Genomic DNA, 20,567 nt, shown 5'->3' on the forward strand with positions numbered 1-20,567 from the left:
ATAAACTTCAAAGTTTTATCAAAGTCGTGTAATTTCGAGTCCAAATCGATCTTTAAAATCTTTAAAAGTAAATATCTTATCTTTACAAGGATAAGATATACTATCTTCTTTCATATCAAATTTTTTACCCTGAAATTTTTCAAGCAATATAGGTAATTCTTTTTTAAATAAAGCTCTATTTGTCATTCTTAATCCATGCTCTAAACTCTTTATATACTTACCATCTATATCTGCTTCATCTTTAACAATATGCAAAGTTGTATCAAATCCTAAGAGTTTGTAACTTTCAAAAAGCTCTATTTTATTTTGCACTGGAGCACCTTCATCTTTTAAACTATGATAGCTCACATAAATAATATTCTTATTCATTTTACTTTGTTCATATAAATGCTTTGAATTTAAAATAACTCTTATCATGTAGTTATCATCACTAAAACAATAAGGAGAAGTTTTGTTCATATTCCAATACTTTTTAACATAACATAATATACAAATATTTTTTTCATTAAAGGCAAATTCTCCTATATCCATTGATCTTCCTAAAACATGTGGCAAATGTGGTAGAACAACTCCTGAGTTATCAACGACTCCATCTACATACCAAGGAGCTATTTTTGAAATAAGCAACGCTAAATAACCTCCATAAGACCCCCCCCCATAAATCTTAGGTAAAGATTTAAACTCAGGATAATTTTTCATAATATCTTTTAAAGCATTGATATGATCAATTGCAGCCATAATGCCGTAGTTTTGATATTCATTGTTGGGCGGGATAAAATCATAAGATAAAATGATTTTTGCATTTTCATCTATATTTGCATTGTCTTTCATTTCTTGAACTTTCGCATTTATAAATGGGATAAAATCAAAAAAATTATCTTGATTTACAAAAGCATTAGCTCCTAATTTAATTAGCGTATCTTTCATTGCGTTTATATCATCTTCATTTGGAAGTATTTTTGGGTTATATTTTTCATTTATGCTTTTTCTAGCACAAAAACAATGATAAAATACATCAACAACAACCACATCAAATTTTTCACATAAAAATTTTCTATCAAAATCTAAAAAAGCTATATTAAAATTTACCCCAAAACCACCTATGGAAAACACTACAGCTTTCATTTTTTTGCTATCATCATAAGTAATTCTGTATTCTAATTTACTTTCTCTTTTAATATTTAATTCTACATCATCGCAAGAATTGATTTCATAGGTTTTATTGATTATCATTGTTAGTCTTTATTTTAAATTATTTCTAAAACAAATTTATCATCTTTATCCTTAAAAGTAAAAACTTTGTTTTTACAAGGATAACTTATACTATCTTCTTTCATTGTGAAAGTTTTATCTTTTAATTTTTCAAGTATTTTTGGTAGTTCTTTGTTGAATAAAGCTTTATCAGGAATTCCACAACCATGAGTTAAATCTTTAATATATTTTCCATCTATATCTTTTTCATCAATTAAATGAAAAGTTATGTCATAATCCAAAGCTTTTAAAATTTCACACATTTGTATTTTATACTCAGCAGGGGTTAAATCATCTTTAGCACTATGATAGCTTATATAAATAATGCCTTTGTTTTTTTGAGCTTGTAAGATGAGATGAGTTTGATTAGATAAAGCTCTTATTAGATAATTTTCATCAGCAAAATAATAAGGTGAATTTGGATCTTTGCGAGTCCAGTGAGTTTTTAAATTGCAAAAAATTAAAGTATTAGGATCATTAAATTTATAGTCTTCTTTGCCAAAATCTCTTCCTAGGAAATATTTTATAGGCGGCAACCCTGCTCCTGAATTATCTATCACTCCATCTACATACCAAGGAGCTATCTTAGCACACATTAAAGCTAGATAACCTCCATAAGACCCCCCCCCATAAATCTTAGGTAAAGATTTAAACTCAGGATAATTTTTCATAATATCTTTTAAAGCATTGATATGATCAATTGCAGCCATTATGCCAAAATTTTGATATTCATTGTTAGGCGGGATAAATGTAGAAGTAAAATGTGCTTGATAATTTTGATCTAATAGATTTTGTTCTTTTAAATTAGAAATAGTTTGATTTAAGTACTCATAATATTGCCAAGCATTACAAGTATTTAAATTGCTTATATCAATATGTAAATTCTCTAATGCTAATTTTAAATGCACTAAATCTTCTTCCATAAAAGTAGTGGTGGCACTATATCTATCCACATCAGATCTTCTCTGACAAAAACAATGATACAAAACATTTACCACAACTACATCAAATTTTTTAGCTATAAATTTTCTATAACTTTCTAAAAAATGCATATTAGCATTTGCTCCATAACCGCCTATAACAAAAACTATAGCTTTCATTTTTTTGCTATCATTGAAAGTAATTCTATATTCTAATTTAGATTCTCTTTTTATATTTAATTCTACATCATCACAAGAGTCTATAAAATATGTTTTATTAATAAGCATTTTAAGCCTTTGGAAATTTTAACAATATTATATCGTCAAAATTTCTTTAAAATTATAAATTATCCAAAGGTTCCGCTTAAGTAAGCCTTGGTTTTTTCTTCTTTTGGATTTTCAAAAAATTCCTTACTTTCACCAAATTCCACAAGCTCCCCTAAGTGAAAAAACGCAGTATAATCAGCCACGCGTTTGCCTTGTTGCATATTATGTGTTACCATAATCATAGATAAATTATGACTTAATTCTTTAATAAGCTCCTCTATAACACTTGAAGATATAGGATCAAGTGCAGAAGTTGGTTCATCTAAAAGCAATAATTTTGGTTTTATAGCTAAAGCTCTTGCTATACAAAGTCTTTGTTGTTGCCCGCCAGAAAGTGCTAAGGCATTTTGTTTTAGTTTATCCTTTACTTCTTCAAAAAGACCTACTTTTTTAAGACAATCTTCCACCAAAGCATCTTCTTCATCTTTATTTTTGATCATTCCATGGAGTTTTGGAGCATAAGAAATATTATCATAAATGCTTTTTACAAAAACATTAGGTTGTTGAAAAACCATACCTACATTTTTTCTAAGCACCACTACATCTTGATTTTTAACATCTTTTTTATTAACTTCTACAAGTCCATCTATCTTTGCAATCTTGTCATTCATTCTATTAAAACAACGCAAAAATGTGGATTTACCACATCCTGAAGCACCTATTAAAGCTGTAATTTTGTTTTTTTGTATTTCCATGTTAATATCAAATAAAGCCTGTTTTTTACCATAAAATAAATTTAGATTTGTTGTTTTTGCTATCATTTTAATTTTCCTTGAAAATATCTTCTTAAAAGTATTGCAGCTAAATTTAAAATCACTAAAAGAGATAAAAGCACTATAATCCCTGCTGCTGTTCTTTCTAAAAATGCACGCTCTGGCATAGCTGACCATGAAAAAATTTGAGCTGGTAAAACACTTGTTGGTGCAAAAATACTATTTGCTACATCAGGTATAAAAGCTATCATACCTATAATCATTAGCGGTGCAGTTTCGCCTATAGCCCCTGCTAGAGTTAAAATAGATCCTGTAAGTATCATAGGCATTGCCAAAGGTAGCATTATGCCTTTTATCATTTGAATTTTAGTCATACCTAAAGCATATGCAGCATTTTTCATATTAATATCCACGCTTTTTAAAGCTGCTTTAGTTGAAACGATGATAATAGGCAAACTCATAATAGCCAAAGTAAGACCCCCAACTAAAGCACTAGAGCGAGGCATTCCAAAAAGATTTATAAATACTCCAAGTCCTAAAAGTCCAAATAAAATACTAGGAATACTTGCAAGATTATTAATACTTACTTCTATAAAATGCGTAAATACATTTTGTGGGGCAAATTCTTCAAGGTAAATAGCAGCACCTACTCCTATAGGTATGCTCACTATCATGCAAACTACTATAACAAGCAAAGTTCCAACTATAGAAGCAAATATTCCTGAATTTTCAGGTGATTTAGAATCCCCATTAAGGAAAAAATTCACATTAAAACTTAGCTTGATTTCTTGCTTTTGAACTAACTCATCAACTAATTTTTTTTGTTCATCACTTAATTTATTGTAGTTTTTTTTCATATATTGATCAACTTCAGAATTTGCTAAAAGCCAAGTTTTTTCTTTAATTTGTCCTGTTCTTATTTTCCTTTGTTCAGCACGCGATAAAAGCTCATAAGAAGGATTGTTTCTATCAGATTCTACATAAATATAAGTTTGTTTAAAAGCTCCTACTCCAAGATACCCTACACTTGATAAAAAAATACAAAGAAAAATAAGGTTTATATAAAGCCCCATTTTACAAAATATTTTAAAATTTTTTGAAGCTTTTTTTCTTTGTTTAAAAAGTTTTTTCATAAATTTTTCCTTTTATGGAAGCGATTTATCAAATAAACGCTAAAAATATTAATGATTAATGTAATGATAAAAAGCACAAGTCCTAAAGAAAATGCACTTAAAGCCAAAGAGCTATCAAAAGCTTGATCACCACTTAATGCTTCTACTATTTTTACAGTTACAGTTGTCATATCTTCTAAAAAATTCATTGTTAAATTTGGACGCAATGAAGCAGCCATAACAACTATCATTGTTTCACCTAAAGCTCTTGAAAGCCCTAAAAGACAAGCTGCAACTATACCAGGCATTGCTTCTGGTAAAATTACAGCAAAAATAACTTCTTTTTTAGTCATACCTAAAGCATATGCTCCATTTATCCTTTTTAAACTTACTGCTTCAATACAATCTTGCGATAAAGAAGCCACAATAGGAACTATCATAATACCCATGATAAAACCTGCACCTAAAGCACTTTGAAAACTAGCTTTGATACCAAAAAGAGAAAAAAACCATACTATAAAAGGAGCTACTACTATAGCTGCAAAAAATCCAAAAACAACAGTAGGAATTCCTGCTATGATTTCTAAAATAGGTTTTAAATAGTTTTTAGATTTTTTACCCGCAAATACTCCAAGATAAATAGCACACATTACACCTAAAGGTAAAGCAGTAAGCATAGCTATTAAAGATATATAAAAAGTTCCCCAAAATAAACTCAAAGCACCAAAAACTCCGTGCTTACTACTTCCATCAGCACCTACAAATGCAGCATCTGCTGCCCACTGGCTTGAGAATAAAAAAGTAAATACACTTTCTTTTTGAAAAAATTTTAATGCCTCTATTAAAATCGTTAGCATAATAGCAAAGCTTACTACTACGCTAACAAAAGCACAAAGAAAAAGCGTTAATTTTATTATTTTTTCTTTTATCAATTTTTCATCCTAAATCAAAAAACTTTCCCTGCTTTAACAAGCTCATCAGTTAATAAACCTTTTTCTTCTATATGTTTTTGGGTTTGTTTTAAAGTTTTTTCATCTAAAGGAACTAATCCTATCTTTTCTAACTCTGCTCCGCTTTTAGCTAAATCATCACTCATATAAATTTTTGCAAATTCAAATACTTCTGGATTTTTCTTAGCGTTCATATATATAAATAAAGAACGAGCTAGTTTATACTTTCCTTCAGAGATATTTTTTTCATCAGCCTTTATACCATCAATATAAGCAGCATTAATCTTATCATCATTGCTAGCTAAAAATCCATATCCAAAAAGCCCAAAAGCTTCTTTATCAACAGAAAGTTTTGAAATAATTAGATTGTCATTTTCACCACTTGGTATAAATACTCCATCTTGGCGTATAGTTTTATATACACCTTGATATTCAGGAATTTTTTTAGAAATATCTACCATCACAAGCTCTTCTATACTATCCCTTGTCCCTGAGCTTGATGGAGGACCATAAATTGTGATTTTTCTATTTGGTAGATTTTTATTGATTTGTTGCCAGTTAGTATAAGGATTTGGGATTAATTTTCCATCTTGTGGAATTTCTTTAGCTAAAGCTAAAAATAAATCATATAAGCTTATATTTAATGGAGCATTGATTTTATTTTGAGCTAAAACTATACCATCATAACCTATCATAACTCCGACTATATCACTTACACCTAATTTTTTACAAGTTTCAAATTCACTCAGCTTAATCGCTCTTGAAGCATTAGAAATATCAGTAATTCCCTCACAAAATACTTTAAAACCACCACCTGTGCCAATACTTTCTACTATAGGTGTTTTTGCATTTTTTATAGAAGCATATTCTTCAGCAACAAAAGAAGTAAAAGGATATACGGTAGATGAACCTGCTATTTTTAAATCCGCCGCATTTAAGCTAATAAAACAAGCTACACTTAAAGCCAAAAGTTTTTTCATTTTTTCTCCTTAGTTAAAAAGTAATGAAAATTTAAAAAAATTTGGAAACATTTTGGATACATAATTTTTTGATATAATTTTTGTATGCTAAATATTATTTTGATAGAAGATGATAAAGATTTAAATGAATTAATCACTCTAAGATTAAGTCAAGAAAATATAAAAATTTATAGTTATTTTGATTTTTTTGACTTAGAATATTTTTTAGATAAAAATGAAATAGATTTAATCATCATGGATAGAAATTTACCAAGTGGTGATAGTGTAGAATTAATAAAGCAACTAAGAAAAAAAGGTTACATAGAGCCTGTGATTTTTCTTAGCGCAAAGACTTTGCAGAAAGATATTTTAGAAGGATTTGAACAAGGTTGTGATGATTATATATGCAAACCTTTTGATTTTAATGAGCTTTTATTTAGAATCAAAGCCGTAACCAAAAGAAATAAAATTCCAAAAGAACAAATTTCTTATCAAGATTTTACTTTATATATAGAAGAAAGAAAGTTAATTTATCAAACAAATATATTTGAAAATTTATCAACCCTAGATATAGAATTGCTCAAGTGTTTTTTTAATCACAAAAATCAACTTTTAAGCCGTCAGTTTCTAAGCGAACAAGTTTGGAAAAATGACACAACAAGTGATAAGACAATCAATACAGCTATTTTAAGATTAAAACAAAAAATTCCACAAATTAAAGAAAATATCATCTCAGTGCGCTCGGTAGGTTATAAATTGTGTTAAAAATAAAAACATTTTTTCTTTTTATACTTGGATTTTTTTGTATTAGTTTTTTCGCATTGTTTTATTTTTTTAATGAAAGCTATATTAACACTACTATAAAAAATACTTATGAGCAAAAATTAAAAACACTCAATGATGTATTGCAATTTCAATTACTAAAAACATTAAATCCAAAAAATATCGATCAATTTGCAACTGATACTAGAGCAGATTTTATCATCAAGCAAGATGATTATGTTTTTTCTTCATTGAAAGATTATTCTTATTTTTTAAATCATTTTGAGTCTAATTTTACTCATGATTATTTCAAACAAAAAGAAATTTATTTTAAAGCATATACTTATAAAAATTACCAATACATTATCATTGTTTATCCCAAAATAAGCTCTTGGATACAAAATTTTTGGATTAAAAATATTATTATTTTTTCTTTCTTTTTGTTTATATTGATTTTGTTTTATTTTGTTGTTTTTAAGCTTTTTAAAATTTATTTTCAAGAATTATTATTATTTGTTAAAAACATTAAATCAAATGTTGATTTCACTCCTCGGTATAATTTTTTTGATGAATTAAGAAATTTAAATTTACGCTTATTAAAAATTAAAAAATTAATCATTAAACAAGAATTAAAAAACAAAAAACAAGCCAAAAAAATTCAAACTAAAAACACTCAACTTAGTAATGTAATCAGTGCTATATCGCACGAGCTTAAAAATCCTATAAGTGTTATAGATTTAAGTTTGCAATCTTTAAAAGAAACTAATGATAAAAATATGAAATTATTTTTACTTGAAAAAATTCATAAACAAAGTGCAAAAATCAACCAATTAACACATAAACTTAATTTTGTTTTTAATCTTAATTTAAATTCTTTAAATATAGAAAGATTTGATTTATATGCTTTAAGTAAAAATTTATTAGAAAGCTTTAGAGAAGATAGATTAAAAATTCGAGGAAAAACTACTTTTATTAAAGCAGATAAATTTCTTATCGAACAAGTTATCATTAATCTAATAGATAATGCCTTAAAATACAGCAAAAAAGATATATTAATCATTATAGAAAATCAAAATTTTACCATTATAGATCAAGGTGTAGGGATAGAAGAAAAACACCTTAAATTCATAACAAAAAAATTTTACAAAGCAAATTCAATGCAAAATAATTCTTTTGGACTAGGATTGTTTTTAGTAAAAAAAATACTTTCACTACATAAAAGCTCCTTAAAGGTTCAATCTAGCTTGCAAAAAGGAAGTATTTTTTCTTTTTGTATTAATTTATAATTTTTATTAATATACTTATTAATGTATTTAGTTATAATTAACATTAAGAAAAATAATTCCAAGGAGAAAAAATGCTTTCTAAAGAAGTAGTGGCTTTATTAAACGAGCAAATTAACAAAGAAATGTATGCAGCAAATTTGTATTTAAGTATGAGTTCATGGTGCTATGAGCATAGTTTTGATGGTGCGGGGGCGTTTTTGTTTGAACATGCAAGAGAAGAAAGTGATCATGCAAGAAAACTTATTACTTATTTAAATGAAACTGATTCTAAAGTTGAATTAAAAGAAGTTAAAAAACCTGATAGCGAATTTAAATCATTACTTGATGTGTTTGAAAAAACTTTCGAACACGAGCAAAGTATTACTGCTTCTATTAATAATCTTGTAGATTTTATGCTTTCAAGTAAAGATTACTCTACTTTTAATTTTTTACAATGGTATGTAAGTGAGCAACATGAAGAAGAAGCACTTTTTAGAGGTATAGTAGATAAAATCAAACTCATAAGTGACAATGGCAATGGTCTATATATGGTAGATCAATACATCAAAAGTTTAACCAATAAATAATTCTTTCTTAGCTTCCACTATCTTAAAATTTGGAAGCTAAATATCTTTTAATTTAAAAGAATTCTTGTAAAATAAAAGTAAATTTGCTAAAATACTTTTTATTTAAAAGGATTTTTTATGCAAATGAATGAAATTACTGACAAACTTAAATTCATACTCCAAAAAGAAGGTATAAAAAACGCCAAAGATTCTGATGTAGCTAAAATGCTAAATATCAATCCTGATACCTTTTATAGTATGAAATTTAGAAATTCTATACCTTATAAACAAATACTACATTTTTTAAATGAAAGAAATATCAACATTAATGCATTTTTTTACGAAGATTCGCTAGGAAACAATACTCCATCAATTAACCTAAACTATAATATCTTAAAATACTACGATGTTAATGCTTCTATGGGCGGTGGAGCTTTAAATGATAATGTAAGTTTTTCAGAAGTGATTATCGATAAAAAATTAAGTAATTTTTTTGGCTCTAAAGATTGCGATATTATCCCTTGTATAGGCGATAGTATGGAGCCTGAAATCAAAGATGATTCTTTGTGCTTAGTAGATAAAAGTAAAACTTTTAAAGAAGGTGGTGTTTTTGCAGTAAATACTAGAGATGGTTTGTTTATCAAGCAAATTTTTAAAAGTAATAAAGGTGGGGTTTATCTACACTCTTTTAACTTAAGCTACGCAGATGTTCATTATCAAAATGGAGATTTTTTAATCGTAGGTAAGGTAGTTGGGACTATAAGTAGAATTTAAAAATATTTTTAACTAATTAATAAAAATTATTAACAATATTAACTAATTATAAACAAGAATTTATTTTATAAGTTTCTTTTTATATAAAAAAAGCCATAATTATACTTTAAATTAACAGATAGTAAATAAGAGTATTTTTATCTGTTAATAATTCACATGAAAGGGAAGTTATGAAACACAAATTAGCTAAAGTTGCTACATATGCGTGTTTGGCTTTAGGGGTTGGCTTAGCTACTCAATCACTTGCATCTTCAGAGCCTAGAACTCTTGATGGTTATGTTAGTCAAGAAGATGCATTTTTTGATTATCTATATAAAAACCATCCTATTTTCAAATATGAAAAAGAAGGACGCTTAGTAGGTAAATTTACCCATAGTGATAGAATGGAAAACTGGGTTGAAAATCAAAATGGACCTAAGTTTGCCAAAGAACATGGCTTAAAACAAGCATCAATTACCTATCGTCTACCTTATGAATCTTTTTTGGACTTTCCAAATAAATTTGTAGGACCAAAAAAATGTGGTGAATGTCACCCAGCTCAGTATGCTTCTTGGGAGCGATCACGCCATGCAAAAACAGTTCGTTTTCCTCATGAAATGGAAGAAGTTGGAGGAGCTGATGGTTTAAAAAAACCTATGTATAATTCTCAAGCTACTATTTTACCTGATGGAATTTATCCAAATGATGTTTATGCTCTCATTGGAACACCAAGAACAAAATATGGTTTTATAGATAGATGGCTTGTTCGTGGAACTTATCATGTAGAAGATGGAAATTTAAGTGATTTAAGTGGTAAATTAACTGCTGGTGGTAATCAATTTTCAAGACTTTGGAGTGAATTTTTAACTCCTGAAATGGCTCAAAAGATAGCAGCTTTTGCGCCTGGTTTTCCTACTAAAATGGAAGATTTTGGAGGAAATGGTTCGCAAGTTTGGGGAACAAATTCTTATGCTGCAACCTATAAAGAAAAAGCTGTTTTCCAACCTGCTACTGCATATTGTGAAACTTGTCATACCTTTAAATTTGATTTTAAAAGCAAAGATGAATTTTACAAAGCATTAGGTAATCCAAAAGAACTTCAAAAACACACTATTTCAAAAGGTATAACCTGTGAAGAATGCCACGGAGCAGGAGCTCATCTTTATGGTGCAAGAGGTGCTGGTATGCCATCAAATTGTGAAAGATGTCACCAAAGATTTTCTTATAATGAAACTGATGCAAAAATCAATCCTAGAAAACCTTTCAATGCTTATTTTAAATCAAGTTGTCCAGCATGTGGGACCGAAGGAGCTCAAATGTACTCTTCAGCTCACTATGACAAAGGTATGAGATGTAATACTTGCCATGATCCACATGAAGTAACTTTCAACGATTGGAAGAGTGGCTATACTAAAACAAAACTTAAAAAAACTTGTAAAGAATGTCACGAAACTCAAGCAAGCTTCTTTAAAAAAGGTGGAATTCACGCTAAAGATAATTGTACAGCTTGCCACATGCCAAATATGATGAGTTGTGAAAACTTTGGTGCGGTTCAAAATCCAGATAAAGGTGGTTTTGATAATGTTAGAGCTTCTCATATTTGGAATATTAAAGTAGATAAAACTGCTAAAACTCTTAACCCACCAGAAGGTAAAGAAAGATCACCTAAAGTTGGAGGATGGACTATTGCTAGAGATGATGAAGGTAGATTCTTCCTTGATTTAATGTGGAGTTGTGGTAGAACAAGCTTTAGTGATATCAATTTAATGGGACCAGGAGCAAGCGGATGCCATAGTGCGGTTCAATCAACCTTACCTGAAAAATTACATTTTACAAATCAAGAAATGATTTATGATAAAGTAATGCAGTGGCAAAATCCTGTTAAAGAGGGTTATGAAAAAATTAGAAAAGGCATAGCTAATATTGATAAAACATTTGCTGAAAAAACAAAACTTTCAGTAGAGCAAAAATCAAGAGTTTTAAACCTTACTAATCAAGCTCAAGCCATAGCAGATAGATTAGAAAAAGATGGATCTTGGGGTGTTCATGGACCTGCTTATTCTAAGAAAATTATAGAAGAAGCTTTAATTTATATCCAAGAAGCACAAAATATCCTAGGTAAATAAAAATTAGGAAGAATTTTATTCTTCCTTTGTAAAATGAGGAGTTGGTCTTGAAAAATTTAATTACTCGACTTTTTATTGTTCTTTTTACTCTTTTTACACCATCAGGATTTTTATTTGCTGAAGCTAATGGAGAAATTGGGTCAATAGAAGGTGTTAAAACAATTAGTTTAGCTCAAGCTCAAGAAATGCTAGATCAAAATAATACCTATTTTTTTGATGTAAATTCAGAGCAAGATAGACAAGCTAATGGATACATACCTAATTCTATATCAACTTATGTGGAAAATTGGGAAAGTTTACTACCTAATGATAAAAATGCGAATTTAGTATTTTATGGTTTAAATCGTTTTAGATTTGAAGCTTCTCAAGCAGCAGCTGTAGCTATAGAACTAGGATATAAAAATTCAGTTGTTATGCTTGATGGTATAGAATCATGGGCAACATCTGGAAGAAAAGTAGAAAAAATAGACACTGTAAAATGGGAAAAAGCTAAAGATGTGATAGAATTTAAAGATACTATCCATTCAAGATTTAAATTCAGCAACACCCCATCTTGCCGTGATTGCCATGCCCAAAAAGGCAAAGGTATTAGAGCAGATATTGCTGCTAGTAAAAATTTAATCAATCAAAAATGTGCTACATGTCATGAAAAAGCAAGCAATGCTTTAGCAAAAAGTGCTCATGGAGTTGAAAATTTTTTACCTGCTCAAAGTGGGGATAAAAAGAAAGAAAAACCTTCATGTGCGACTTGTCACTCTGTGCATGTAACGCCAAAACATTCAGGAATTTTTTCACAAAAACAATTAGTAGATCAAAAATGTGCACAATGCCATAAACAAAAAACTCAAACTTTCCATATGACTTTCCATGGAAAAGGTATAGTTTTAAGTACTCCTGGTGATACTCCAAGTGTTGCCACATGTTCTGATTGTCATGGTAAGCATAATATTTTAAAATCTAGTGAAAGAAATTCAACATTATCACCAATTAATCGTGTTGAAACTTGTAAATCGTGTCATCCAAACTCTAATGAAAATTTCGCAAATTGGATAGCACACGCTGATCATAGTGATGGAGAAAACTATCCAGGATTACATGGGGCATATATTTTTATGACAGCTTTAGTGATTTCTGTGTTTGTATTCTTTGGAGCTCATACCATACTTTGGTGTTTGCGTTTAATTGCTATGCGTATAAAATATCCTAAAGAATGGAAAGAAGCAAGAAAAGCAGCACATGAAGATAAAGTAAGAGTGAGAAGATTTAGTACTTTCCATAGAATTCAGCATTTCTTTATGGCAGCAAGCTTTTTAGGTCTTGCATTCTCAGGCTTACCACAAAAATTTTATGATTCAGCATGGGCTAAACCTATGATTGACTTAATGGGTGGTGATATTATTAATGCAGCAACCATACATCATATTTCAGCTATAGTAATGTTTGCAGTATTTTTCTCACACATTGGTGAAATTATCATTGTAAATTGGAGTCGTCGCGATGTGGCAAGAGATCCTATTACTGGTAAATTAAGCTTTATGAAAGTATTAAAAGCAACCTTTGGTCCTGATTCTTTAATGCCTAATTTGCAAGATTTAAAAGATATGAAAGATCATTTTAAATGGTTCTTTGGTTTAGGTCCAAGACCTCAATTTGATCGCTGGACTTATTGGGAAAAATTTGATTATTTAGCAGTATTTTGGGGTATGTTTATCATCGGTATTTCAGGGCTTGTATTGTGGTTCCCTGCATTCTTTGGTAAATTCTTACCAGGAGAAGCTATTAATCTAGCAACCCTACTTCACTCTGATGAAGCTTTACTTGCAACAGGATTTATTTTTGCAATTCATTTCTTCAACACACACTTTAGAGCAGATCGCTTCCCTATGGATATGGTGATTTTCTCAGGAAGTATTAGCGAAGAAGAAATTAAACAAGAAAGAAGCGTATGGTATAAACGCTTAAAAGAAAGTGGAAAATTAAGCTCTTTATATGAAAACAAAAGCAACTTTAAAGCATACCAATGGTTGGCAAAATTTGCTGGTTTTGCAATGCTAATTACTGGGTTAGTATTCTTATTTTTGATGCTTTATACTTTCTTTAACACTATCTTATAACCTTATTCGCTATAATAGCGAATAAGGACTTTTTCTCCTAAACATTTTTAAGGATTTTACAATGTTTAAAAAAACAATTTCACTTAGTATTTTAAGTGTAATTTTCATTGCTTGCTCGAGTAATGATAAAATTGATTCGAATTTAATTTCAAATGGAACTCAATACACAAAAGAAAATCAAAAAAAAGCTAATGATTTAGATAAAAAATCGTATCAAGAAATCGCTCATTTATTTAAAGATAATACAAATATTAAAAGTGATAATAAAAATATTTTAATTATATTTAGTGCTAATCATTGCACATATTGTGATAAGTTAAAAGAAGAAATAATACAAAATGAAAAATTGCAAAAACAAATAAAAAATGACTATAGTTCATATTATATAAACATAAGTTACAAAAAAATTCATACATTTTATAAAAATCATAAAAGTGATTTAAACACTAACGAATTATCAAGTATTTACAATATAATTGCCACTCCTACTATTATAATACTTAATACAAAAAGTCAAACTTTATTTAATTATCCTGGATTTATTAGCTCTAAAAGACTTAGTGCTACAATGGATTTTTTAAATAAAAAAGAAAATCAAAACCTAGATGAAGAAACGATAGCAAAAAAGCTTTTACATTTTTATAAAGAAAATAAAATTTAATATAAAGGATAATAATGCGTTATTTTTTTTCTTTTGCAATGAGTTTTTTATTAATGAGTGTATATGCACTTTCTTGTGCGGTTGCAACTTTTATAGAAAATGATTATGGTATTAGTGCTGCCAAAGCTTTAATTTATAATCATATTTGGTTTAATATACTGCATTTATTATTAGGACTTAATCTAATCGGAGTTATATTTTATAATAAACTTATTCAAAGAAAAAAATATCCAAGCTTGCTTTTGCATATATCTTTCATTATTATTTTAATTGGAGCAGGATTAACTCGATATTTTGGCTTAGAAGGTGGAATGCATATTAGAGAAGGAGAAAGTTCTAATATCATAGTTACTAGAGAAGAATTTATAAAAATTATAGATTTTGATACAAATTTAAGTTTAGATTTTCCTATTAATTTTACCTCTCTTACTCAAAATCATTTTGAAAAAACTTTTACTTTAGCAAATGAGAAAATATCTATCAAATCTATAAATTATACTCCACAAAAAGACTCTATTACACCAGCAAGTTTAGAATTAAATATCCATTATCAAAACGACAATAAACTTCTAACACTAAATCCAAATTTCAACGGAAAAGAAATGCTTAGTTTTGATTTTAAAGGAAAAAAATTTAATATAAACTGGGGACCAAAAGAAATAAAACTTCCTTTTTCATTATATTTGGAAGATTTTTCATTAGAGCGTTATTTAGGTTCTATGAGTCCATCATCATACACTTCTAAAGTTAAAATTATAGATCAAAATGATAATGTAATTTCTTACTATGACATTTTTATGAATAATGTTCTTGATTATGGAGGATATAGATTTTTTCAAAGCTCATACGATCAAGATGAACAAGGCACAATACTTTCTGTAAATAAAGATCCTGGTAAAATTCCTACTTATCTAGGATATGGATTGCTTGTTTTAGGATTTTTATGGATTTTATTTGATAAAAATTCAAGATTTCATAAACTAAATGCATATTTAAAGAAAAAACAAAATTTTGTATTTGCATTTTTATTCATTATATGTTTTCAAATTCCACTTTATGCACAAAATGAAAAAGAAGATATTTTAAAACTCATAAATAATTTACAAAAAAATACTTACGAGCATTCTTTAAATTTTGGAAAACTTTTAATTCAAGATTATAATGGTAGAATTAAACCCCTAGATACCCTTGCTATGGAATTTATTTATAAAATTACAGGGAAAGATAATTTTTTAAAACTACATTATAATCAAATTTTTTTAGCTATGATGATTTATCCTCAAGAATTTAGACAAATCAAGATGATAGCTACAAAAACCGCACAACTTAGAGAATTAATAGGAGTTGATAAAGATGAAAAATATATAGCCTTTAATGATGTATTTGACAATGGAACTTATAAATTAACTAATTATGTAGAAGAAGCTAATAGAAAAAAACCCGCTCTACGAACAAATTTTGATAAAGATATATTAGCATTAGATGAAAAAATCAATCATGCTTACTATATTTATAGCGGACAGGCTTTAACTATCATTCCTGATATTAACGAACAAACTTTAAAATGGTTCTCACCTGTTCAAATTTTACCATTTGCAAAAGAAGATGTTGAACGCTTGCAAATGCTTTTAGTTAATTATTTTTTACAAACACGCAAAAGTGTCGAAAATAATGAATGGCAAACCCCAAATGAAATTTTACAATCATTAAAAGATTATCAATTACACTATGGAAGCAAAGTATTACCACAGAAAGAAAGAATTGATTTTGAGATTTTACTAAACCATTATAATATTTTTGACAATCTCACTTTTGCTTATATCAGCTTTGCTTTAGTTTTATTTATCTTAAGTTTTTATACTATGCTAAAAAATATACCTTTCTCTCGCTTTATTTATAAAATTTTATATATCATTTTATCCATATGTGTTTTTATACATACTATAGCACTAATAGCTAGATGGTATGTAGGAGATCATGCACCTTGGAGTAATGCTTATGAAAGTATGATATATATTGCTTTTGCATGTGCAATAAGCGCTATAATTTTTTTCAAAAACTCTCCATTAGCACTCAGTTGTGCTAGTTTTTTAGCAGGTATTACTCTTTTTGTTGCACATCTTGGTTTTATGGACCCTCAAATAGGAAATTTAATTCCTGTGTTAAAATCTTATTGGCTTAACATACATGTTTCAATTATCACCGCTAGTTATGGATTTTTAGCACTTTGCTTTATGATTGGAATTTTAAGCTTGATACTTTTTACTTTAAGAGGAAAAAGTATCAATATAGATCAAAATATTATCAAACTTCATTGTATAAATGAAATGTCTATGATTATAGGACTTGCTATGCTTACAATAGGTAATTTTTTAGGTGGAGTTTGGGCAAATGAGAGTTGGGGTAGATATTGGGGATGGGATCCAAAAGAAACTTGGGCTTTGATTTCCATTGTAATTTATGCTATGGTATTGCATTTAAGATTTATATTTAAAACACATTTTATCTTTATTTTTGCATGTGCTAGTATTTTGGCATTTTATAGTATTTTAATGACATATTTTGGAGTAAATTTTTATCTTTCAGGACTTCATTCTTACGCAAATGGAGATTCTTTTCCTATACCAACTTTCGTATATGTTTTAGTGATAATTAACTTTATTTTAATAGTAAGTGCTAGTTTTAAAAGAGATTTACAAACGCCTAGTTTTTAAAAACTAGGCTTTATTTTTTTCTATTTCTTGAAGAGCTGTGATAAGATCTTTTAAATTTTCATAAGGAATGTGTATTTTCCAATCAACGCCACTTTCTTTTTTCAAAGCCACTCCTATACTTAAAACATCACCACTTCCTATACCATAAGGATTAGAGAGATTGCATAAACTAATCTCACCACTTTTACTACCATGTAATTCTATGGTTTTGTATATTTTTTTACTCATGTTTATCCCTAAAAGCTGCGATAATTTTGGCTTGAAATTTCAACCAATCTTTTTGAAGCATAATAGGAAAACCACCATAAACCCTAGCTCCTTCTAAATTTTTAGTAACCCCGCCTCTTGCGGCTATAGTAGCAAAATCTCCTATTTCCAAATGGCCACTTGTTGCACTTTGTCCACCCATAACAACATTTTTACCCAAAATACTTGAACCTGAAATTCCACTTTGAGCCACTATAAGACAATTTTCCCCTATTTCGCAATTATGTCCAACTTGAACAAGATTATCTATCTTAGTTCCTTGTTTAATAATGGTGCTTTCAAAAACAGCTCTATCTATAGTAGTACAAGCTCCAATTTCAACGAAATCTTCTAAAATTACATTACCATTGTGATAAATTTTATAATGTTCGCCATTTTTTGTATGTGCATAACCAAAACCATCACTACCTATAACGCAATTTGCTAACAAATGGCATTTTTTTCCAATTTGCGTATCATTATAAATTACTACATTAGGATGAATTATAGTGTATTCTCCTATATTTACATTATCACCTATATAAGCACCTGCCATAATCACAACATGATCTGATATTTGAACATTATTTCCTATATAAACATTTGACATAATCTTGGCACTTTTTGCTATTTTATTTTTTTTATTTTGATTATCATAAAATAAGGTTTTCGCAAAAAGCTTGCTTAAAAGAGCAAATGATAAATGTGGATTATCCACCACAAGCTTAATACAATCTTTTGACACTAAATTTTCAAATTCTTTTGAAACTAAAATAGCACCCGCTCCACTATTTGCTATTTTTTTAGAGTTTTTTTCACCATCACAATAACTAAGTTCAGTAAAACTTGCATTACTTAAAGAATTTAAAGCCGTAATTTCTATATCATCTCCGCTGTATTCTATACCTAAAAATTTAGCAATTTCACTAATTTTCATTTTACCTCCATTAAAATAGAACCACTTCTAACAACACTAATTGGATTGTATTTTTTTATAGTCTTTAAAAAATTATCAATTTTATCTGCATCATCACTTACCATTGCTATAATAAATTCACCATCACTATAAGTTACACTTCCATTATAAGCTTTTAATATAGCATCTAATCCTGCAAAATTTTCACTTAAAGCAATCTTTACTAAAGCTGTTTCTTTTTCTATAAAATCACTTGAATCAATCACTTTATAAGTAGGTATAAGCTTGTGAAGTTGTTTGATGATTTGTTCAAAAACTCTTTCATCACCCAAAGTTACGATATTTATTCTTGAGAATTCGCTATCATCAAGCGGAGCCACAGTAAGAGATTCTATGTTATATCCTCTTCCTGAAAAAAGCCCAACTACGCGTGATAATACCCCATGCTCATTTAACACAATGACAGAAATTACTCTTCTTTTCATTTTTTATCCTTGTTTTTATAGCTAGGCAAAATCATATTATAAATCGCTCCACCTGCTGGAACCATAGGTAAAACATTCTCATAACGATCTATAGCTACATTTAAAACACAAGTTTTTTTAGATTTTAAGGCTTTCAAAAAAGCATTATTAAATTCTTCTTTTGTAAAAACATTATATCCTTCACAATGAAAGCCTTTTGCAATGGTAATAAAATCAGGCTGGCTTGTTAAATCTGTATTAGAAAATCTTTCTTTATAAAACATACTTTGCCATTGTCTTACCATACCTAAGAAAGAATTATTTAAAATGATATTAATCACCTTTATACCATAAGCACTTGCTGTCATTAGTTCTTGTATATTCATCAAAAAAGAACCATCACCTACAAAATTTACCACCACTTCTTCACCTACAGCTAATTTAGCCCCTAGTGCAGCCGGTAAAGAATACCCCATAGTTCCTTGACCACCACTTGTTGCAAGTTGTCTTGCATAATTAAAAGGATAAAATTGTGCTACCCACATTTGATGTTGCCCAACATCAGTAATAATTCTTGCATCAGGTGCTAATTTAGCACATTCTTTTATAATCCATTGTGGTTTTAAAACTTCATCACTATCTTCATAAATTAAAGGATATAATTGCTGGTATCTTTGTAAAGTTTTAAACCATTCTTTATATTTGGTATTATCAAAATTTTCTTTTTTTAATTCATCTAAAGTATCCAAAACAACACTTTTAATATCACCCACTATAGGAAAATGTGCTTCAATAATTTTAGAAATAGAACTTGGATCTATATCAATATGAACGATTTTTGCACCCTTGGCAAATTCGCTTGTTTTACCAGTAATTCTATCATCAAATCTTGCACCTATAGCAATTAACAAATCACATTCACTTAAAGCAATATTTGCACAATAGCTCCCATGCATACCAGCCATTTTTAAATTAAGCTCATCATCGCTTCTTAAAGTTCCTAATGCCATTAAGGTTTCCACTGCAGGAATACCACAAAAATGAATTAATTTTCTAAGCTCATCACTCGCATTAGAAGCTATACAACCTCCACCTAAATAAAACAAAGGTTTTTGTGCATTTTTAATTAAACTTACTAATTTTTTAATTTGTTTGATATTGCCTTTATAAGTTGGTTTATAAGTTTTCATAGTGATTTCTCTAGGATAACACCAAGCACCTATAGCTGCTGTTACATCTTTTGGTATATCAATATGCACTGGTCCTTTTCTACCTGTTGTAGCAATATAAAAGGCTTCTTTTAAAATCTTAGGCAATTCTTCAATATTTTTTACTAAATAATTGTGTTTTACGCAAGGTCTTGAAATACCTATAGCATCGATTTCTTGAAAGGCATCTGTTCCTATTAAAGAATTAGCAACTTGAGCAGAAATTAAAACTAAAGGTATGGAATCACTATAAGCGGTGGCCAAACCTGTAATAGTATTGGTAAAACCTGGGCCACTTGTAACTATAGCAACCCCTACCTCTCCACTCATTCTAGCATAAGCATCTGCACTATGCAATGCTGCTTGTTCATGTCTAACTAAAATATGTTTAAAATAATTTTGTTTATAAATTTCATCGTATATATTTAAAGCTGCTCCGCCAGGATAACCAAATACCACTTTAACTTTTTCTTCTTTCAATGCTTCGCAAATCATTTGCGAACCGTTTAGCTCTTTCATTATTTTCCTTTAGCTAAAAAT

At 28.7% G+C, this 20,567-nt stretch carries 18 protein-coding genes; 8 read left to right on the forward strand and 10 right to left on the reverse strand.

What is annotated here, in order from left to right; genetic code table 11:
* Positions 1 to 18: 18 nt before the first annotated feature.
* From CARM_RS04445 to CARM_RS04470, 6 genes are read right to left on the reverse strand one after another with little or no spacing between them, the layout of a single operon-like run.
* The gene (locus CARM_RS04445) at positions 19 to 1,233 is read right to left on the reverse strand and encodes a DUF2920 family protein (protein WP_139425382.1); all 1,215 of its coding nucleotides are present in this window, start codon (positions 1,231 to 1,233) and stop codon (positions 19 to 21) included.
* 14 nt (positions 1,234 to 1,247) lie between these two features.
* Positions 1,248 to 2,459, reverse strand: a complete 1,212-nt coding sequence (locus CARM_RS04450) for a DUF2920 family protein (RefSeq protein WP_139425384.1) — start codon at positions 2,457 to 2,459, stop codon at positions 1,248 to 1,250.
* A gap of 59 nt (positions 2,460 to 2,518) precedes the next feature.
* On the reverse strand, positions 2,519 to 3,259 hold the full coding sequence (pstB, locus tag CARM_RS04455; RefSeq protein WP_139425386.1) for a phosphate ABC transporter ATP-binding protein PstB: 741 nt from the start codon (positions 3,257 to 3,259) through the stop codon (positions 2,519 to 2,521).
* On the reverse strand, positions 3,256 to 4,344 hold the full coding sequence (gene pstA, locus CARM_RS04460) for a phosphate ABC transporter permease PstA (RefSeq protein WP_139425388.1): 1,089 nt from the start codon (positions 4,342 to 4,344) through the stop codon (positions 3,256 to 3,258). Before pstA ends, pstB begins: the two co-directional genes overlap by 4 nt.
* Positions 4,341 to 5,255: a phosphate ABC transporter permease subunit PstC gene (gene pstC / locus CARM_RS04465; RefSeq protein WP_139425390.1), complete on the reverse strand. Its 915-nt coding sequence runs from the start codon at positions 5,253 to 5,255 to the stop codon at positions 4,341 to 4,343. The genes pstA and pstC overlap by 4 nt, the downstream gene beginning before the upstream one ends.
* 14 nt (positions 5,256 to 5,269) lie before the next feature.
* Positions 5,270 to 6,253 carry a substrate-binding domain-containing protein gene (locus CARM_RS04470; RefSeq protein WP_139425392.1) on the reverse strand — a complete coding sequence of 328 codons (984 nt, stop codon included), beginning with the start codon at positions 6,251 to 6,253 and terminating at the stop codon, positions 5,270 to 5,272.
* 84 nt (positions 6,254 to 6,337) lie between these two features.
* On the opposite strand from CARM_RS04470, the gene CARM_RS04475 reads away from it, so the two are divergent.
* The 8 genes from CARM_RS04475 (at position 6,338) to CARM_RS04510 (ending at position 17,193) form a co-directional block, all read left to right on the forward strand.
* Complete coding sequence (locus CARM_RS04475; protein ID WP_139425394.1) at positions 6,338 to 6,997, forward strand: response regulator transcription factor; 660 nt, start codon at positions 6,338 to 6,340, stop codon at positions 6,995 to 6,997.
* Between the two features lie 56 nt (positions 6,998 to 7,053).
* Entirely contained in the window at positions 7,054 to 8,280 is a 1,227-nt protein-coding gene (locus CARM_RS04480; protein WP_244948517.1) for a sensor histidine kinase, read from the forward strand.
* Positions 8,281 to 8,351: 71 nt separating this feature from the next.
* Entirely contained in the window at positions 8,352 to 8,846 is a 495-nt protein-coding gene (gene ftnA, locus CARM_RS04485) for a non-heme ferritin (RefSeq protein ID WP_139425395.1), read from the forward strand.
* 117 nt (positions 8,847 to 8,963) lie between these two features.
* The gene (locus CARM_RS04490) at positions 8,964 to 9,599 is read left to right on the forward strand and encodes a S24 family peptidase (protein WP_139425397.1); all 636 of its coding nucleotides are present in this window, start codon (positions 8,964 to 8,966) and stop codon (positions 9,597 to 9,599) included.
* Between the two features lie 170 nt (positions 9,600 to 9,769).
* On the forward strand, positions 9,770 to 11,704 hold the full coding sequence (locus tag CARM_RS04495) for a multiheme c-type cytochrome (RefSeq protein ID WP_139425399.1): 1,935 nt from the start codon (positions 9,770 to 9,772) through the stop codon (positions 11,702 to 11,704).
* A gap of 47 nt (positions 11,705 to 11,751) precedes the next feature.
* Positions 11,752 to 13,818, forward strand: coding sequence for a rhodanese-like domain-containing protein (locus CARM_RS04500; protein WP_139425400.1), 2,067 nt, complete (start codon positions 11,752 to 11,754; stop codon positions 13,816 to 13,818).
* 61 nt (positions 13,819 to 13,879) lie between these two features.
* A complete protein-coding gene (locus CARM_RS04505; protein ID WP_139425403.1) occupies positions 13,880 to 14,479 on the forward strand; it encodes a SoxW family protein in 600 nt (199 codons plus the stop codon).
* 14 nt (positions 14,480 to 14,493) lie between these two features.
* Entirely contained in the window at positions 14,494 to 17,193 is a 2,700-nt protein-coding gene (locus CARM_RS04510; RefSeq protein ID WP_139425405.1) for a cytochrome c biogenesis protein CcsA, read from the forward strand.
* A gap of 3 nt (positions 17,194 to 17,196) precedes the next feature.
* On the opposite strand, the gene CARM_RS04515 is transcribed toward CARM_RS04510, so the two are convergent.
* From CARM_RS04515 to CARM_RS04530, 4 genes are read right to left on the reverse strand one after another with little or no spacing between them, the layout of a single operon-like run.
* Positions 17,197 to 17,421 carry a hypothetical protein gene (locus CARM_RS04515; protein ID WP_139425406.1) on the reverse strand — a complete coding sequence of 75 codons (225 nt, stop codon included), beginning with the start codon at positions 17,419 to 17,421 and terminating at the stop codon, positions 17,197 to 17,199.
* Positions 17,414 to 18,376, reverse strand: a complete 963-nt coding sequence (gene lpxD / locus CARM_RS04520) for a UDP-3-O-(3-hydroxymyristoyl)glucosamine N-acyltransferase (RefSeq protein WP_139425408.1) — start codon at positions 18,374 to 18,376, stop codon at positions 17,414 to 17,416. The genes CARM_RS04515 and lpxD overlap by 8 nt, the downstream gene beginning before the upstream one ends.
* The gene (gene ilvN, locus CARM_RS04525; protein WP_139425410.1) at positions 18,373 to 18,840 is read right to left on the reverse strand and encodes an acetolactate synthase small subunit; all 468 of its coding nucleotides are present in this window, start codon (positions 18,838 to 18,840) and stop codon (positions 18,373 to 18,375) included. The genes lpxD and ilvN overlap by 4 nt, the downstream gene beginning before the upstream one ends.
* Positions 18,837 to 20,546 carry an acetolactate synthase large subunit gene (locus CARM_RS04530; protein ID WP_139425412.1) on the reverse strand — a complete coding sequence of 570 codons (1,710 nt, stop codon included), beginning with the start codon at positions 20,544 to 20,546 and terminating at the stop codon, positions 18,837 to 18,839. Before CARM_RS04530 ends, ilvN begins: the two co-directional genes overlap by 4 nt.
* Between the last annotated feature and the right edge of the window lie 21 nt (positions 20,547 to 20,567).

The sequence above is a fragment of the Campylobacter armoricus genome (assembly GCF_013372105.1).
GTDB classification, from domain to species: Bacteria; Campylobacterota; Campylobacteria; order Campylobacterales; family Campylobacteraceae; genus Campylobacter_D; species Campylobacter_D armoricus.

Coding starts and splice junctions, on each gene's coding strand:
- CARM_RS04445 (WP_139425382.1), bottom strand. CDS start 1,233: ATGATAATCAATAAAACCTATGAAATCAATTCTTGCGATGATGTAGAA.
- CARM_RS04450 (WP_139425384.1), bottom strand. CDS start 2,459: ATGCTTATTAATAAAACATATTTTATAGACTCTTGTGATGATGTAGAA.
- pstB (WP_139425386.1), bottom strand. CDS start 3,259: ATGATAGCAAAAACAACAAATCTAAATTTATTTTATGGTAAAAAACAG.
- pstA (WP_139425388.1), bottom strand. CDS start 4,344: ATGAAAAAACTTTTTAAACAAAGAAAAAAAGCTTCAAAAAATTTTAAA.
- CARM_RS04470 (WP_139425392.1), bottom strand. CDS start 6,253: ATGAAAAAACTTTTGGCTTTAAGTGTAGCTTGTTTTATTAGCTTAAAT.
- CARM_RS04475 (WP_139425394.1), top strand. CDS start 6,338: ATGCTAAATATTATTTTGATAGAAGATGATAAAGATTTAAATGAATTA.
- ftnA (WP_139425395.1), top strand. CDS start 8,352: ATGCTTTCTAAAGAAGTAGTGGCTTTATTAAACGAGCAAATTAACAAA.
- CARM_RS04490 (WP_139425397.1), top strand. CDS start 8,964: ATGCAAATGAATGAAATTACTGACAAACTTAAATTCATACTCCAAAAA.
- CARM_RS04495 (WP_139425399.1), top strand. CDS start 9,770: ATGAAACACAAATTAGCTAAAGTTGCTACATATGCGTGTTTGGCTTTA.
- CARM_RS04505 (WP_139425403.1), top strand. CDS start 13,880: ATGTTTAAAAAAACAATTTCACTTAGTATTTTAAGTGTAATTTTCATT.
- CARM_RS04510 (WP_139425405.1), top strand. CDS start 14,494: ATGCGTTATTTTTTTTCTTTTGCAATGAGTTTTTTATTAATGAGTGTA.
- CARM_RS04515 (WP_139425406.1), bottom strand. CDS start 17,421: ATGAGTAAAAAAATATACAAAACCATAGAATTACATGGTAGTAAAAGT.
- lpxD (WP_139425408.1), bottom strand. CDS start 18,376: ATGAAAATTAGTGAAATTGCTAAATTTTTAGGTATAGAATACAGCGGA.
- ilvN (WP_139425410.1), bottom strand. CDS start 18,840: ATGAAAAGAAGAGTAATTTCTGTCATTGTGTTAAATGAGCATGGGGTA.
- CARM_RS04530 (WP_139425412.1), bottom strand. CDS start 20,546: ATGAAAGAGCTAAACGGTTCGCAAATGATTTGCGAAGCATTGAAAGAA.